General features: G+C 58.0%; 19 protein-coding genes and 1 tRNA gene. 7 read left to right on the top strand and 13 right to left on the bottom strand.

Features of this window, described 5'->3' with window-relative positions:
* Positions 1-73 precede the first annotated feature (73 nt).
* The 3 genes from J5Y17_RS08515 to purB all read right to left on the bottom strand — a co-directional run bounded on the left by J5Y17_RS08515 (position 74) and on the right by purB (position 2,849).
* Complete coding sequence (locus J5Y17_RS08515) at positions 74-1,072, bottom strand: flagellar motor switch protein FliG (RefSeq protein WP_219784799.1); 999 nt, start codon at positions 1,070-1,072, stop codon at positions 74-76.
* Between the two features lie 232 nt (positions 1,073-1,304).
* Positions 1,305-1,463 (bottom strand): hypothetical protein, encoded by a 159-nt coding sequence (locus tag J5Y17_RS08510; protein WP_219784853.1) that lies wholly within the window; start codon positions 1,461-1,463, stop codon positions 1,305-1,307.
* Between the two features lie 81 nt (positions 1,464-1,544).
* Positions 1,545-2,849, bottom strand: a complete 1,305-nt coding sequence (gene purB / locus J5Y17_RS08505) for an adenylosuccinate lyase (RefSeq protein WP_219784798.1) — start codon at positions 2,847-2,849, stop codon at positions 1,545-1,547.
* A 199-nt stretch (positions 2,850-3,048) separates the two neighbouring features.
* On the opposite strand from purB, the gene J5Y17_RS08500 reads away from it, so the two are divergent.
* Positions 3,049-3,480, top strand: a complete 432-nt coding sequence (locus J5Y17_RS08500; protein WP_255571965.1) for a DUF6314 family protein — start codon at positions 3,049-3,051, stop codon at positions 3,478-3,480.
* Here J5Y17_RS08500 and J5Y17_RS08495 read toward each other — a convergent pair.
* From J5Y17_RS08495 to J5Y17_RS08485, 3 genes are all read right to left on the bottom strand, one after another.
* A complete protein-coding gene (locus tag J5Y17_RS08495; RefSeq protein ID WP_219784797.1) occupies positions 3,477-3,659 on the bottom strand; it encodes a hypothetical protein in 183 nt (60 codons plus the stop codon). The two genes, J5Y17_RS08500 and J5Y17_RS08495, sit on opposite strands and share 4 nt — an antisense overlap.
* Positions 3,656-4,180, bottom strand: a complete 525-nt coding sequence (locus J5Y17_RS08490) for a hypothetical protein (protein ID WP_219784796.1) — start codon at positions 4,178-4,180, stop codon at positions 3,656-3,658. The genes J5Y17_RS08495 and J5Y17_RS08490 overlap by 4 nt, the downstream gene beginning before the upstream one ends.
* A gap of 145 nt (positions 4,181-4,325) precedes the next feature.
* Complete coding sequence (locus J5Y17_RS08485) at positions 4,326-4,760, bottom strand: DUF1284 domain-containing protein (protein ID WP_219784795.1); 435 nt, start codon at positions 4,758-4,760, stop codon at positions 4,326-4,328.
* Between the two features lie 106 nt (positions 4,761-4,866).
* Between J5Y17_RS08485 and J5Y17_RS08480 the strand changes: the two genes are divergently transcribed.
* Positions 4,867-5,736: a formate/nitrite transporter family protein gene (locus J5Y17_RS08480; RefSeq protein ID WP_219784794.1), complete on the top strand. Its 870-nt coding sequence runs from the start codon at positions 4,867-4,869 to the stop codon at positions 5,734-5,736.
* A 74-nt stretch (positions 5,737-5,810) separates the two neighbouring features.
* Here J5Y17_RS08480 and glnA read toward each other — a convergent pair whose 3' ends face one another.
* Both glnA and J5Y17_RS08470 read right to left on the bottom strand, forming a co-directional pair.
* Positions 5,811-7,217 carry a type I glutamate--ammonia ligase gene (gene glnA / locus J5Y17_RS08475; RefSeq protein ID WP_219784793.1) on the bottom strand — a complete coding sequence of 469 codons (1,407 nt, stop codon included), beginning with the start codon at positions 7,215-7,217 and terminating at the stop codon, positions 5,811-5,813.
* 87 nt (positions 7,218-7,304) lie between these two features.
* Positions 7,305-7,643 carry a P-II family nitrogen regulator gene (locus J5Y17_RS08470; protein ID WP_090056705.1) on the bottom strand — a complete coding sequence of 113 codons (339 nt, stop codon included), beginning with the start codon at positions 7,641-7,643 and terminating at the stop codon, positions 7,305-7,307.
* Between the two features lie 261 nt (positions 7,644-7,904).
* Between J5Y17_RS08470 and J5Y17_RS08465 the strand changes: the two genes are divergently transcribed.
* Positions 7,905-9,539 carry an NAD(P)H-hydrate dehydratase gene (locus tag J5Y17_RS08465; RefSeq protein ID WP_219784792.1) on the top strand — a complete coding sequence of 545 codons (1,635 nt, stop codon included), beginning with the start codon at positions 7,905-7,907 and terminating at the stop codon, positions 9,537-9,539.
* Positions 9,540-9,633: 94 nt separating this feature from the next.
* Here the strand turns inward: J5Y17_RS08465 and J5Y17_RS08460 are convergent, their stop codons facing one another.
* The gene (locus J5Y17_RS08460) at positions 9,634-9,954 is read right to left on the bottom strand and encodes a Hint domain-containing protein (protein ID WP_219784791.1); all 321 of its coding nucleotides are present in this window, start codon (positions 9,952-9,954) and stop codon (positions 9,634-9,636) included.
* A gap of 158 nt (positions 9,955-10,112) precedes the next feature.
* Between J5Y17_RS08460 and J5Y17_RS08455 the strand changes: the two genes are divergently transcribed.
* A tRNA-Leu gene (locus tag J5Y17_RS08455) sits at positions 10,113-10,197 on the top strand.
* 280 nt (positions 10,198-10,477) lie between these two features.
* On the top strand, positions 10,478-11,806 hold the full coding sequence (gene tig / locus J5Y17_RS08450; protein WP_219784790.1) for a trigger factor: 1,329 nt from the start codon (positions 10,478-10,480) through the stop codon (positions 11,804-11,806).
* A gap of 164 nt (positions 11,807-11,970) precedes the next feature.
* Here the strand turns inward: tig and J5Y17_RS08445 are convergent, their stop codons facing one another.
* A complete protein-coding gene (locus tag J5Y17_RS08445; RefSeq protein ID WP_219784789.1) occupies positions 11,971-12,441 on the bottom strand; it encodes a lytic transglycosylase domain-containing protein in 471 nt (156 codons plus the stop codon).
* A gap of 192 nt (positions 12,442-12,633) precedes the next feature.
* On the opposite strand from J5Y17_RS08445, the gene J5Y17_RS08440 reads away from it, so the two are divergent.
* Complete coding sequence (locus J5Y17_RS08440) at positions 12,634-13,224, top strand: hypothetical protein (protein WP_219784788.1); 591 nt, start codon at positions 12,634-12,636, stop codon at positions 13,222-13,224.
* Between the two features lie 79 nt (positions 13,225-13,303).
* On the opposite strand, the gene rplI is transcribed toward J5Y17_RS08440, so the two are convergent.
* The 3 genes from rplI to rpsF are packed head-to-tail and all read right to left on the bottom strand — an operon-like array spanning position 13,304 to position 14,530.
* A complete protein-coding gene (gene rplI, locus J5Y17_RS08435; RefSeq protein WP_219784787.1) occupies positions 13,304-13,909 on the bottom strand; it encodes a 50S ribosomal protein L9 in 606 nt (201 codons plus the stop codon).
* 12 nt (positions 13,910-13,921) lie between these two features.
* Positions 13,922-14,149 (bottom strand): 30S ribosomal protein S18, encoded by a 228-nt coding sequence (gene rpsR, locus J5Y17_RS08430; protein WP_005852865.1) that lies wholly within the window; start codon positions 14,147-14,149, stop codon positions 13,922-13,924.
* A 24-nt stretch (positions 14,150-14,173) separates the two neighbouring features.
* Entirely contained in the window at positions 14,174-14,530 is a 357-nt protein-coding gene (rpsF, locus tag J5Y17_RS08425) for a 30S ribosomal protein S6 (protein WP_167600842.1), read from the bottom strand.
* A gap of 276 nt (positions 14,531-14,806) precedes the next feature.
* Here rpsF and J5Y17_RS08420 point away from each other — a divergent pair, with 276 nt between their 5' ends.
* Positions 14,807-15,490, top strand: coding sequence for a hypothetical protein (locus J5Y17_RS08420; protein WP_219784786.1), 684 nt, complete (start codon positions 14,807-14,809; stop codon positions 15,488-15,490).
* Positions 15,491-15,571: the final 81 nt, after the last annotated feature.

The following is a 15,571-nucleotide window of genomic DNA, read 5'->3' as shown; positions in this document are numbered from 1 at the left end:
AGGAGCGGCGCCGCCTTTTGTCCAGCGGATCAAACACGAGAGCGATCCGCGATAGGGCGGAGGAGGCGCAGTCTCAGTCGTCGCCGGTCAAAAGGAAGATCTCGCCGGTGGCTTCCAAATCGCGGATCGCGCTGACGACTGCGTTCATCGCCTCTTCTGTATCGCTGTCCTTCACCTTGCCAAGATTCTCCATCTCTTCGCGCAGCCCGTCCGCCATGCGTTTGGACATATTGGAGAGGATAAAATCGGTGGAGGCGGCAGCTTCGCCGGTGGCGCCCGCGAGCGCTTTGATCAGTTGATCCTGCTCGACACCTCGCACGACTTTTGAGATGTCCCGCGGGTCGATGCGGGTGGCAATGTTGGCATAGGTGAAGATGTTCTTACGGACCTGCTCGGCGAAGGCCTTGTCGGTTTCGTCGAGCCCCTCAAGCACACCGTCACGAGTGCTCGACGAAGAGAAATTGAGGATCGCGCCGACGCGCTCTGGCGGCTCGTCGGCGAAGGCCTGAGACGGTTGCGCGTCGAGTTGCGCGGCCAGCGAAAGGCCGATGCGCTGCACCACCTCGGGCGAGACGGAGGAGGTCAGAGAAATTGCATAGGCCACACGCCGCGCGCGTTCACCGGGGAGCATGGACATGAGCTGCGCGGCTTTGGATACTTTGAGTTTCGACAATAGCACGGCGCCCACCTCGACGCTTTCTTCCTGAAGGATGGGCAACAGTCGGGGAATGTCGACATCTGAAATGCGTTGCCACGGGTCGCCGGTAAGCGAGAAGCCCGCATTGGAGCGCAGTTTCGAGGCGATCGTCGCAGAGATCGTGCCATGGAGCACGTTGAGGGCCCCCTCAAGACCGCCGGGAAAACTAAGTCCGATAGCTTCGAGTTCTCCGAGAAATTCCTCGACCACTGAAGTTAGCGTGGTCTTGTCGATATAGCGTAGATCGGTCAGCTGATGGGCCAGCTCGACCTGCATCTCTTCGGGAAATGTGGCCAGCGGCAGTTTGACCTCTTGAGACGCGAGAAGTTTGACGATGATCGCTGCTTTGGCCTTTTTCGACAGGCGGGCGGGCATGCGAGAAACGGGAGGTGGTAGGTCGAAGCTTTCATTACCCCCCCCCCATGTTTTCCAGCCCGCCCAGATCGGGCAGGGCCCCCATGTCATCGGATATTTGTGGCAATCCTTCCACGCGCGCCTCACAGCCATTTTAGCGATTCACTTTGTTGGAATCACCATGGAGGATGAGCCTTAACGCAAAGTGACCAGCGGTGAGAAACTTGCCAAAAATCGTTCGGGACGGTGGCGCTTAGCCCATGACCTGTTCAACGCAGGTGCCGGTTTCCTTGTCCCAGGTGTAGCCATCCGCGCAGGAGGCGAGTTTTTGTTCGTGTGAGCAGCTGGCATCCTGAGCGGCGAGGGAAAAGGGGGCGAGCAGGACAGTGACGAGAAGGGCGCGTTTCAACATGAAAATCTCCCGAAAGCATGGTGACCTTCGGGAGACTGTATCACAGAATCAGTGATTTTCTCAGGGGTTTGAACAGCGCGTTTATTCGCCAAACACCCGCTTAAAGATCGTGTCGACATGTTTGGTGTGATAATCCATGTCGAATTTCGCATTGATGCCGTCAACGCCCAACGCCTTGACCACGTCTTCGTCGGCCAGAAGTTGTTCGCGGAAATCGACGCGATCTTCCCAGACTTTCAACGCGTTGCGCTGCACCATAGAATAGGCGTCTTCGCGCGACACACCGGCTTGGGTGAGCGCCAGAAGCACGCGCTGGGACATCACGAGGCCCGGGAATTTGTTCATGTTGGCCAACATGTTCTCCGGGTAGATGATCATTTTGTCGACCACACCGGCGAGGCGGTTGAGCGCAAAATCGAGGGTCACAGTGGCGTCCGGACCAATGCCGCGCTCCACAGAAGAGTGCGAAATATCGCGCTCGTGCCACAGGGCGACGTTTTCCATCGCGGGTACCACGGTCATGCGCACGAGACGGGCAAGACCCGTGAGGTTCTCGGTCAGAACCGGGTTCTTCTTATGCGGCATCGCCGAGGAGCCTTTTTGGCCCATGGAGAAAAACTCAGCGCCTTCCAACACTTCGGTGCGCTGCATGTGGCGGATTTCAATCGCGATGTTCTCGATCGACGACGCAATCACGCCCAAAGTGGCAAAGAACATGGCGTGGCGGTCACGCGGGATGACTTGCGTGGAGATCGGCTCCGGGCGCAGGCCCATCTGTTCGCAAACATGCTCTTCGACGGCCGGGTCGATGTTGGCGAAGGTGCCGACAGCGCCGGAAATCGCGCCGGTGGCAATCTCCCATTTGGCTTTTTCGAGACGGTTCTTGTTGCGATCCATCTCGGCGTAGAAGCGCGCAAAGGTCAGACCCATGGTGGTCGGCTCGGCGTGGATGCCGTGGGAGCGGCCAACGCGAACGGTCATCTTATGCTCAAGGGCGCGTTTTTTCAGCGCGGCCAGAACCTTGTCGACGCCCTCGAGGAGGATGTCGGCGGCGCGCACGAGTTGAACGTTGAGGCAGGTATCCAAGACGTCAGAGGAGGTCATGCCTTGGTGCACGAAACGGGCTTCTTCGGAGCCAACGTGTTCGGCCAAGTGCGTCAGAAAGGCGATAACGTCATGTTTGGTGACGGCTTCGATTTCGTCGATGCGGGCAACGTCGAATTCGACATCTTTGGCTTTCCACACGGCGTCCGCGTTTTCCTGCGGGATCACGCCAAGTTTCGCTTGGGCGTCACAGGCGTGGGCCTCAATCTCATACCAGATTTTGAACTTGGTGGCGGGTTCCCAGATGTCGACCATCTCTTTGCGGGCATAACGGGGGATCATCGGCAGGCCTTTCAGGTTTCAAACGCGTCGCGGCTCTCTTACGGGGATGGGGCGCGGCGCGCAAGTCTGACGCATACATAGTAGGGGCAAAAGCCAATGGCGCAGCGGATGAGAAAACGCTGGTCAGAGCGCGATGATCCTGAGAAAAACGCCACAGATTGCGGGCGTGCCGTTTGGCCAGCGCCGTGAGGAGGGTGGGATGATCCGATTGCAAGACTTTGCCGGGCTTTGGTCCATGGCGCGAGAGATCGAGGATTTTCGCGCTGATGCGTGCTTCGAGTTGACGGGCACTTGCGAATTTGTGTCCCACGATCAAGGCGGGTTCTGGCAGGAAGAGCGCGGGCTTTTGCATCTGCCGGGGCGGGATAAGCCCTTGCAAGCAGAGCGGCGGTATCTTTGGCAGGCGGCCGTGGCCCCCGCGGAAGAGATCGCGGTGTTTTTCGACGATGGGCGGTTTTTCCATAGCTTCGATCCGAATGCGGCCACGCCTGAGGCCGATCACGCCTGCGATCCAGACAGCTATCAGGTGCGCTATGAGTTCGGCGATTGGCCCAACTGGTCGGCCAGTTGGCGCGTCACAGGTCCGCGCAAGGATTACCGGTTTCAAACGCGCTATTGGCGCGAGGCCTAACGTCCCATCAGATTGACGATGCCGTCCCGCAGGAGGCCGAAGAGGGCGTGACGCAGGTCGTCCTGAACCACAAGCAAACCGAGAAAGATGAAGAACCCGCTGAAGCGAAACCAGAAGCCCATGCTGTAGACGCCGTCAATGAAACGGGCAAAGCGGCTGGGGTTAGGTTTATCATTCATGGTTTTGTGGTCAGCGAGGTGCTGCCGATCCTGAGTTCGTCAATCAGCGCCTCGATCGCCGGGACAAGGCCGCCCTCGGTAAGGATCATCGGGATCAGGACTGCGCCGATCGCCAGTAGATGCCAGATGGTCCATGTGTCACGGGTTTTGCGGCCACGCACTGACCATTGGCCACGCATCATCGCATAGGCACGGATCGGCGTGCCGAAAATCAAACGCAGGGGCATGGGAAAGCGTCTGAGCGTGTCTTTCTCGGTCTGATGACGATCCAGTGCGTAGAGGCGGGCCTCAAGGCTTGTAAACTCGCGCTCTTGGCTGTGAGTGAGATGCGGCTTGGATTTCAATTCTGCCAGACGGGTGCGGGCCGTGTCTGCTTTGGGCGGCAAAAAGAAATGCCGTGTCGCATGGCCTTTTTCTGCCGTGCGAAACCCTTCGCGCCGTTCTTTGATGGCGCGGTCGATCTTGCGGTTGTTCGGGTGGCGGCTGTCGAGTGGGTGCAACTCTCGCGACAATCCAAACATCGGGGCCTCATTCTATGATCTCTGCGGGATCAGATTAGCGAGACGCCGTGGCAGGATTTGGGCGAGATCGGGAAAAATAAAGCGCTAAGGCCTCTTTTCATGTTCGCTTGTGCGCGCGAATAAGGCTCGAGCCACTGGGGCCATGTCAGGGCCTGAAGCGCCCCCCCGGGAAGCCGTCCTTGGCCACCTCCGTGCAGAGCGCTTCCCATTCGCAGCCCGGGCAGGCGCTTCGGATTTCACCGGTGGCGAATGCCGCGCGTAGGGCGGCGGTGATCTCTGGCGTAAGGGTCAGGCGCGCACCGGGGGTGATCTCTGTGCCGAGGAGCTGGGCCACATCCTGAGCGGCGCGTGCGTCCCGCGAGATCACCGAGGTTCCATGGCAATGCTCGGTGAGATCACAGGCAATCGGTGCGCAGATGTCGTCGGGGCCGGAGATGATCTCAATCTCTTCGCCCGCACTCAGTCGCGCGACGATCCGGTCATAGCCGGCAACAAAGGCGGGAGAATAGCCTTTGCCGACATAGGTCAGCAGGCACAAGAGATGATGAGGGCGCAGCGCGATGGTTTTGGCAATGGTCATGGCGAGGGCTTACCGCAGCGGCGCGGGGATGGAAACAGATGGGAACATCGGGGCCTCTTGCGGCGTTGAAAGAGATGGGAGTGCATTCTCGAAGGACGGGCGGAATATGTCGCAGAAAACACCAAAACATCAATCCGAGGCACATCAGGAAGAGGTGCTTGAAGAGGCGTCAAGCATGGCCGCTCCTCTGGTCTTTGAGGTGATCCGCCGCGAAGGCGCCGAAGAGTTGCAACGGCCGAATTCATCTCTGGCCATGTCCGCGATGATCGCCGGGCTGGCGCTCGGGTTTTCGGTGCTGGGCAAGGCGCTGTTTCATGCGCATCTGCCCGATACGGATTGGCGCCCTCTGGTGGAGAACCTCGGCTATGCCATCGGCTTTGTCATTGTGATCATGGGGAAAATGCAGCTTTTCACCGAGAACACCATCACCGCCGTCGTGCCATTTCTGACCCGCCCGACGCATCGGGTGTTTGTGCGGATCATGCAGCTTTGGGGCATTGTTTTGCTCTTTAATCTCGCCGGATCGGCGCTTTTCGCCGCGGCGGTCTATCACATCCGCTTCACGGAGCCGGAGGTGTTCGAGGCGTTGGTAGCAATCTCGGAACATGCGGTGGAGGGCGGCGTCTGGCAGACGTTGTTTCTGGGCATCGGCGCCGGGTGGCTCATCGCCTGTCTGGTCTGGATGATGCCCAATGCCGGATCGTCCAAGCTGTTTTTAATCATTCTTGTCACTTGGCTGATCTCTCTGGCCGGGTTCTCGCATGTGATCGCCGGGACCTGTGAGGCGGTTTTGCTTATGTTCACAGATCATCTCACTGTGGGGCAGGGCCTCTTTGGTTTCATCCTGCCCGCGCTGGTTGGCAATATCCTTGGCGGTACGGTGATTTTCACCGGGCTGATCTGGGCGCAAATCCGGGCGGAACGCTGCGAGGTGGACCCGGCGTTTATCGTTCAGAAATTGCGCAGGCGGCATTGATTCAAAAGAGTTGATCGATAAAGAAAAGGGCCCCCGAGAGGGAGCCCTTTCCAAATCTGTATGTCTCGTGCCGCTTAGCAGGAGTAGTACATTTCGTATTCGACCGGGTGCGGGGTGTGCTCGTAGGAGTACACTTCTTCCCATTTGAGGTCGATGTAACCTTCGATCTGGCTCTTGGTGAACACGTCGCCTGCGGTGAGGAAGTCCATGTCTTTTTCGAGCTCTTCGAGCGCTTCACGGAGAGAGCCGCAAACGGTCGGGATTTCGGCCAGTTCTTCCGGCGGCAGATCGTAGAGGTCTTTGTCGGAAGCGGGGCCCGGATCGATCTTGTTCTTGATGCCGTCGAGGCCGGCCATCAGGAGCGCTGCGAAGCAGAGATACGGGTTTGCGGACGGGTCGGGGAAGCGAGCCTCGACGCGTTTTGCTTTCGGGGATTCCGACCACGGAATACGCACGCAGCCAGAGCGGTTACGAGCGGAATACGCACGCAGAACCGGAGCTTCGAAGCCCGGGATCAGACGTTTGTAGGAGTTCGTGGACGGGTTGGTGAAGGCGTTCAGCGCTTTCGCGTGCTTCAGGATGCCGCCGATGAACCACAGAGCTTCGTCGGAGAGATCAGCGTATTTGTCGCCAGCGAAGAGCGGCTTGCCGTCTTTCCAGATCGACATGTTCACGTGCATACCCGAGCCGTTGTCGCCTTTGATCGGCTTCGGCATGAAGGTCGCGGAACGGCCGTAGGCCAGAGCCACGTTGTGGATCACGTATTTGTATTTCTGCAGGTTGTCGGCTTGCTCGGTGAGCTGACCGAAGATCATGCCCAGCTCGTGCTGCGACGTTGCCACTTCGTGGTGGTGCTTGTCGACCTTCATGCCCATGTTGGCCATGGTGGTCAGCATTTCGCCACGGATGTCCTGGCCGTCGTCGGACGGGTTCACCGGGAAGTAGCCGCCTTTGTAGCCCGGACGGTGCGCAAGGTTGCCCATTTCGAACTCAGCGTCGGTGTTCCAGGCAGCGCCGTCGGCGTCGATCTGGTAGCCCACTTTGTTCGGGGTGACGGAGTAACGCACGTCGTCGAAGAGGAAGAATTCAGCTTCCGGGCCGCAGTAGAATGCGTCGCCGATGCCGGAGGACTTCAGGTAAGCCTCGGCGCGCTGCGCACAGCCGCGCGGGTCGCGGTCGTAGGATTCGCCGGTGTCCGGCTCAACCACGGTGCAGTGCACGCAGAGCGTTTTCTCGGCGTAGAACGGGTCAATGTAAACCGAGTCCGGATCCGGGATCAGTTTCATGTCGGATTCTTCGATCGATTTCCAGCCAGCGATGGAGGAACCGTCGAACATAAAGCCTTCTTCAAAGAAGTCTTCGTCCACTTCAGTGTGGCGCAGCGTCACGTGCTGAAGTTTGCCGCGCGGATCGGTGAACCGCACGTCTACATATTGGACGTCTTCGTCCTTCATGGTCTTGAGAACGTCTTGGATGCTCATTTTTGACCTTGTCCTTTGGTTGAGTATTGCGTTTTGGCGAAAGGCGCGATCCCGGATTGCCACAGGGTTTCGCGCCATGCGCCTCCCTTAAAGCGCGTCTTCGCCAGACTCGCCTGTTCTGATGCGGATGGCCTGCTCGACGGGCGAGACAAAGATTTTGCCGTCGCCGATTTTATCTGTCTTGGCCGCAGCCACGATCGCCTCGATCGCGCCGTCCACCTGATCGTCCGATAGAACGACCTCGATTTTCACTTTCGGAAGGAAGTCCACAACATATTCAGCGCCCCGGTACAGCTCTGTGTGCCCTTTTTGACGCCCGAAGCCCTTCACCTCGACTACGGAAAGACCCTGTACGCCGATTTCTTGCAGCGCTTCTTTCACTTCGTCGAGCTTGAAGGGCTTGATGATCGCTTCGATCTTTTTCATGGACCTTCGACTCCCTAAATTTCATTTGCTGACTGTGAGACCATTTCTCTTATCCGGCCACAATCGACTAACCTGAGGGCAAGTGAAACGCCCACAGGATTCGCGTTGCTCTGCATATTATTTGTGCGATGTGGATTCAAAAAGGGCGATTTGAAAACTTATGAGGTTTTTTATGGCAGAATTGCTGACCCGTGCACAAATGCGCGCCATTGATCTTGTGGCTTTCGGCGCTGTTGCGTTGATGAGACGGGGAGGCGCGCTATGAGCGAGATTCTGACATCGGCGCAAATGCGTGCCATCGAGCAAGCCGCCATCGACAGTGGAGAGGTCACCGGCCTCGACTTGATGGAGCGCGCGGGTGCGGGTGTGGTCGAGGCCGTCATGGCGGAATGGCCCGAGTTCGCGCAGACCTCCTATAAAGCCGTCGTCCTCTGTGGCCCCGGCAACAACGGCGGTGACGGCTTCGTCATCGCGCGCCTGTTGAAGCAACGCGGCTGGGAGGTGGAAGTGTTCCTCTATGGCGATCCCGACAAGCTGCCGCCGGATGCAAAGGTGAATTATGAACGATGGGGGGAGATGGGGGAGGTGTCACCTGTCCCGGAGGGATTTTGGTTGCCTAGCTGCAATCTTTATATCGACGCGCTTTTTGGTACCGGGCTGACACGGTCAATTTCAAAAAGTATCTCGTATACGCTTAGCTATCTCCATAAGCATAATCCTCACTTCCGGGCAGTTTCTGTTGATATACCCTCGGGCCTTTGTGCTGATAGTGGTACCTCTCTGGGCGGGGTTTGCGCGAAAGCAGACTTGACCGTAACCTTTCACAAACAAAAAATTGGCCATTTCTTAGGACGGGGACCGTTTGTTTGCGGAAAAATTACTGTTTGCGATATTGGCTTGCCGGTGCCGAGGTTTAAGTTTGTCGAGGATATAATTGCCACTATAAATGCCCCAAAACCTCTGACATCAGAGGAGGCACAGGCACAATTCTCAAAGTCAAAAACCGATGAGATTTTGCGTGTGCGACTGGTCGGACGTCCAGAGCCTTATCATCTCAGAAAAGACACATTTTCAATTCGGTCGAACCAAAATCACAAATACACCCACGGCCACGCCCTGATCCTCTCCGGTTTCTCTGGCAAAACCGGGGCCGCCCGTCTCGCCGCCCGCGCGGCGCTGCGTGTCGGCGCTGGCCTCGTCACCCTCGGCACCCCGCATGAGGCCGTCACAGAAGTCGCCGCCCAGATCACCGCCATCATGCTGACCGAGATTGACACGCCGGAAATCCTGTCTCGTGTGCTGGCCGACAAACGCCTCAATGCGCTCTGCATCGGTCCCGGTTTCGGTGTCGAACGCGCTGTGGAATTCCTGCCTCATGCACTCGCCGCCAAACGCGCCACTGTGCTCGACGCCGATGCTCTCACGGCGCTCTCGGAAAGCGAAACTGGCTTTGCCACTCTGCATGAAAATTGCGTCCTCACGCCCCACGCGGGCGAGTTCAAACGCCTCTTCCCCGACCTGGCCGCCAAACTTGCCGAACCGCCCATCAAAGGTCCGGCATATAGTAAAGTGGATGCCACCCGCGAAGCCGCCAAGCGTGCAGGCTGCACGGTGCTGTTCAAAGGGCCCGATACAGTGATCGCAACCGCCGATGGACGCTGTTCGATCCATGCCGCCGTCTATGATCGTGCCGCGCCTTGGCTCGCAACGGCTGGCTCGGGAGATGTGCTGGCGGGGTTGATCACGGGCCTCTTGGCGCGCGGATTTTCTTCGCATCAGGCCTGCGAGACCGCCGCATGGCTGCATGTCGAGGCCGCGCGCAGTTTTGGCCCCGGCCTGATTGCCGAGGATTTGCCCGAAGAGCTGCCAAAGGTCTTTCGAGCGCTGAGCCTTTAGTTTTTTTCGTGGCCCATATTTTCGGGTCTAAATGCTCAAAACAAAAGCCGCCTCAAAAGGGGCGGCTTTTCTCATTCCCTAGCTGTGCTGACTATCAGGCGGAAAAGGGCAATCCTGTCTCGCTCATTACCATTTGGCCGTCTGCGTAGATCACTTCTTCGCGCTCGAAGGTCAATTTGAACCGCTTCGGCGCAGGCGTGTCGATGCCGAGCAATCTGCGCATCCCCGCTCGCGTGATCACCCTATCACCGGGCTCAAGATACTCCACGGGCAGGATGCCATCGGCAGTCATAACCTTGGTCCCGAGGGGCAGGCCCCTGTCATGATTGGGTAAAATGTCACGCACGCGGAGCGGAATCGACGGAGTTCTCCCGTCGTCATGCTCGTGATCGCGCCCGCTGCCTTTATAGGTCATGTCAGGGCCTCTGAATGTCTCTGCCTCAATAGTTCAGCAGAATATGGTAATTTTGTGTTACCGGACAGCATTTTCTTGAGCGGGTTGTTCGATGTGCTGAGCAACACATGCGATTGCCTCTTTCCCTCGCAAAAACCTTTTGCTATCTGAGCCCCCACGCGGGTGTGGCGAAATTGGTAGACGCACCAGATTTAGGTTCTGGCGCCGCAAGGCGTGGGGGTTCAAGTCCCTCCACCCGCACCACCACCTCATTCAGAGGATGACGTTGGGCTATACCTCCCAAACAGCAGCAATTGGCAGTCGTTTTCGGCAGGGAAACGATGAAAGCCAATGCAAACAAAGTTGTTGCTGTCTTGCTCAACCTCAAGATCAGGCCGACACAGAGGCCATCACTCAAAGAGACGCGCAAATACAGGCGGAATAGCCTTGCGCGATAGGGATTCTGCCCCTAGAAGGGCGTCTGATTTATCAGGTCGCGGTCCAGCGGCCGGAAGAGACGTAAGAACGTAAAAAGGACGCCAAGATGCAGGTCACCGAGACCCTGAACGAAGGTCTGAAGCGCGGCTATCAGATCACCATCACCGCCGCTGAGCTTGACACCAAAGTCAACGAGAAGCTCAAGGAAGCCCAGCCCGAAGTCGAGATGAAGGGTTTCCGCAAAGGCAAAGTGCCGATGGCGCTCCTCAAAAAGCAATTCGGCCAGCGTGTTCTTGGCGAAGCCATGCAGGAAGCTGTCGATGGCGCGATGAACGATCACTTCGAAGCCTCTGGCGACAAGCCGGCGATGCAGCCGAATGTCACCATGGAAGGCGGCGAAGAGTGGAAAGAGGGCGACGATGTCATCGTCACCATGACCTACGAAGCCCTGCCGCAGATTCCGGAAGCCGACCTCTCCACCGTGACGCTCGAGAAACTCGTCGTCAAAGCGGGCGAAGATGAGATCGAAGATGCTCTGAAAAACCTGGCGGCCACCGCGCAGAACTTTGAAGACAAAGACGGCGAAGCTGCGGATGGCGACCAAGTCGTGATCGACTTCCTCGGCAAAGTTGACGGCGAAGCCTTCGACGGCGGTGCTGCAGAAGACTACCCGCTGGTGCTGGGCTCCGGTTCCTTCATCCCGGGCTTCGAAGAGCAGCTCGTGGGTCTGAAAGCTGGCGACGAGAAAAACGTGGAAGTGAAATTCCCCGAGGAATACGGCGCAGAGAACCTGGCCGGCAAAGACGCCGTGTTCGAGTGCAAAGTCAAAGCGGTCAAAGCTCCGGCTGATTCCGCCATCGACGACGAGCTGGCGAAGAAGTTCGGCGCCGAAGACCTCGCCTCCCTGAAATCCCAGATCGCTGAGCGTCTCGAGGCCGAATACGCCGGCGCCGCCCGCGCTGTGATGAAGCGTGGCCTGCTGGATCAACTCGACGCTGTTGTGTCCTTCGATCTGCCGCCGTCCTTGGTTGAAGCTGAAGCGAAACAAATCGCGCACCAGCTGTGGCACGAGGAAAACCCGGACGTGCACGGTCACGATCACCCGGAAATCGAGGTGAGCGACGAGCACAACACGCTGGCTGAGCGCCGTGTGCGCCTCGGTCTTCTGTTGGCCGACATCGGTCAGAAGCAAGAAATCCAGATCACCGACGCAGAGTTCACCCAAGCGGTTATGATGCAAGCGCGTCAGTACCCGGGCCAAGAGCGTCAGTTCTTTGAATTCGTTCAGCAAAACCCGCAGATGCGTCAGCAGATCCAGGCTCCGCTGTTCGAAGACAAAGTGGTCGATTACATCGCTGAAAACGCTCAACTGACCGAGAAAGAAGTCTCGAAAGAAGAGCTGGAAAAAGCTGTCGAAAGCCTCGACGACGAATAAGATAAGTCCTTAAAGGACATCTCGCATAAAGCGAGGGACAGAAGGCCGCTTCCGTGAGGAGGCGGCCTTTTTTTGTCGCGGTGGTCGTATGCAATGTGGGCAAAGAAAAAGGGGGCTCTGCCCCCTTCGTTGCGATTGCCGGATATTTTCAGACAACGAAGCGGTTAGCTGCGCAGTCCCGTCTCATACAAAAGCCCTTTTTCCTTGGCTTCGTAGTAGTAGCCGCGCGCGTACCAGCCCATCGCGCCATCAATGTCGCCACCGGACACCATATAAGCGCCGCGCAGGTATTTGCCTGCGTATTCGAGGTTCACATTCGGGTCCAAGAGCTCTTCCGCAGGGCCGCGGTGACCCATGGTGCGGGCGGTTTGCGGCAGGATTTGTAGGAGGCCCCAATAGGGTCCATTGCGGGCCCAGGGGCGGTGGGTGCTTTCGCGCACGGCCTGACGATGCACCAGCTCGCGCGGGATTTCGTAATGGTCGGCCCATTTGTTGATCAGAGCCCGCAGTTCCGGCGTCTCATTGGGGTAGAGCGGCGGATCGAAAGGGCGGTTGCGGGAGACTTCGGCCTTGTTGCCACAGGCGGCGAGGGCGAGTGCAGACAGAAGGAAGGTCCGGCGGGCGACTGCGGTCATGGGGGGCTCATTAAAAATTCAACTGTGTTTATTGATCATGTTCGGGCCTCTCTGCCAAGATGTTGTGGTTTTGCTCGGCAAAACCTCGCTGAGGGCCTGCAAAAAGGGCCAACTTGTGACGACTCGCCAAGTCGCGCACCATGTAGGTGGGCGCAGACGTAAGATTTGCGTCCACTTTGGGAGGAGAAAATCATGAGAAAATGCACAAAACTTGCAACCGGCTTTGTCGCTGCGCTTGGCTTCGCGGGGGCGATACAGGCGGAGACCTATGATCTCGACGAACTGCGCAGTGCGGCGGAAAAGTATAAGGACGTCAATGTTGCGCTGGCTGAGGGCTATATTCCCGATCCATCGGGCCATTGCGTGGAAGCGGCGGCGGAAGGTCTGCCTGCGGAGTGGGGTGGAATGGGTATTCATTATCTGCATCCCGCGATGCTTGAACTGGCGCCTCCGGGAGGCCGCGTTGATGGCACCGGCACGCATACGGATTTCATGAAGCCGGCGATTTTGCTTTACGAGCCCCAAGCGGACGGCTCGATGGAGCTGGTCGGGATTGAGAATCTGGTGTTCGAGGCGGCTTGGAAGGCCGCCGGAAATGAGGAGGCACCGATGATCAATGGGCGCATGTGGGACCGTATGGCGGACGACCCGGAGACGCCGGGGGATGAGGCGCACGGGTTTATGCCGCATTATGACCAGCATGTCTGGTTGTTCCGGGAAAATCCGTCTGGTGATCTGATGCCGTTCAATCCGAATGTGACCTGCGATCATCACAAGATGTAAGTGACGCCAAAGAACGGAAGACCAAAGAAAAAGCCCCGCTGAAACAGCGGGGCTTTCGAATTTTTCGACAGGGAGAAGATTACTCTTCTTCTGCCTCGACAGCTTCGGCCAGATCGTCGTCGTCGGACGCGGCGGAACCGATGTCGTCGAACAGTTCGGAGATCTCGAATTCGGCCTGTGCTTCGGCTTCTGCAGCAAGCTCCTGAATGGATTTGCCTTCGGCTTGAAGCTCGGCTTCCTCGGTGGAACGAGCCACGTTGAGGATGACGGTGGCTTCAACTTCCGGGTGCAGGATGACGTGCACTTCGTGCAGGCCGAGTTCCTTGATCGGAGCTTTCAGAGCAACCTGTTTGCGGTCAACGGTGAAGCCGTTTTCGGTGGCGGCGTCTGCGGCGTCACGCGGGGTGACGGAACCGTAGAGGGAGCCAGCGTCGGAAGCGGAGCGAATCACGACGAACTTCTGACCGTCGAGGGTCGCAGCCAGAGCTTCGGCCTCTTTCTTGGACTCGAGGTTACGGGCCTCGAGCTGAGCTTTTTGAGCTTCGAAAGCTTTGATGTTCGCTTCAGAGGCACGCAGCGCTTTTTCCTGCGGCAGCAGGAAGTTGCGGGCGTAGCCGTCTTTGACGGACACGACGTCGCCCATTTGGCCAAGTTTGGCCACGCGTTCGAGAAGGATAACTTCCATGGGATCTACTCCTTACTTCACAGCGTAGGGCAGCAGGGCGAGGAAGCGAGCGCGTTTGATGGCACGGGCCAGTTCACGCTGTTTCTTCGCAGAGACTGCGGTGATGCGGGACGGAACGATTTTGCCGCGCTCGGAGATGTAGCGCTGCAGAAGACGGGTGTCTTTGTAATCGATCGCAGGTGCATTGTCGCCGGAGAACGGGCAGACTTTGCGGCGGCGGAAAAACGGTTTAGCGGCCATAGGTTAGGTCCTTTCCAAGCAAGATCAGTTGCGACGCGGACGGCGCTCTTCGCGGTCGTCACGTTTCTGCATTTGCACGGAGGGGCCTTCCTCGTGCGCGTCGACCTTGATGGTCAGGACGCGCATCACGTCGTCATGCAGACGCATCAGGCGTTCCATTTCCTGCACGGCTTCCGACGGGGCGTCGGTGCGCAGGTAGGCGTAGTGGCCCTTGCGGTTTTTGTTGATCTTGTAGGCCATCGTTTTGACGCCCCAGTACTCGTGCTCGACGAGTTTCCCGCCGTTGTCGGCGAGGACGGTGCCAAAATGTTCGATGAGACCTTCGGCCTGCGCGTTGGAAAGGTCCTGACGCGCAATGAAGACATGCTCGTAAAGCGGCATGGGTGCTCCAATCATGTTCAAGCGCATTTCATAGGACGGGCATTTGACCTTCCGCGGCCCGACCACGAGAGACTGCGCGGTTCATACGTATCTTGCGAAAGGATGTGCCCTTATACGCATTTCGGGCCTCGGTTCAAGAATAAACTCCGGCGTTGATCTGTGGCTTGGATGGGTGATTTTCGACGCCGCAAAAAAACACCGTAAGCTGGTCACATTCCCGCCCTGATTAACCAACATTACAACCTAAGGATGAGACGACTACAAGGAATGTACAGAATGACGCTGTCTTCTGATTTGGTGCGCGGGGCGAGCGCGGCACCCGTGAGGACGAAGGATCGCGGGACGATCTTTCGGCGAGAGACGGGGTGGGGCTATTGTCTCACGCAGCAGGACGGTTCGGGCAACATGCGGGCGCGGGCGGAGGTGGGCCTGCGGGGGCTGTCTTTTCTCTCTCTTCTGGCGATGGGTGCGCTTTGGCTCTGGCCGGGGGCGAGTTTTGCGCTCGGGCTTTTGGGCATCAAGTTGGGCCTGTCGATCATCCTTGGCATCGTCGGGTTGTCTCTGGGCTATCTGGCGGAGCGCGGCTTTGGTCGTGAGGTGCAGGTTGATTTGCTGCGCCACCAGCTTCGGATCGTGTGGGTGAACCGCCGCGCAGAGTCGCGGTTGCACACTGTGATCGGATTTGAGGAGATCGGATCGGTGTTCGTGCGCCGCAGTCCGGTGCCGAGCCGGACAACGCATCTCGATGTGCGTTTCGGCGCGCTGGGTGCGATAGAGACGCTGTTCGAGGGCAGTGAAACGGTGCTGCGGGAGCTTTGGTACGATCTGAATACGGATTTGCGGGCCGAACCTATCGCGCCAGTAATGTCCGTCACGGAGAATGCCGACGCGACGCGTCTTCGGTCTCAGCGCATGACGCGCAAGGCGGCTTCAAAGACACTGCCGCGTTCTTTGCGCTGATCTTAATCTCTGTTCCAATGGGTGATCCGGCGCGTCGATGCGATCAAGCTGAGTGACGGTGGGTCCCATGTCGGGCTTGCC

The sequence above is a fragment of the Celeribacter sp. PS-C1 genome, from assembly GCF_019429625.1.
Classification (GTDB): domain Bacteria; phylum Pseudomonadota; class Alphaproteobacteria; order Rhodobacterales; family Rhodobacteraceae; genus Celeribacter.
This window is presented reverse-complemented; position numbering and strand designations above follow the sequence as displayed.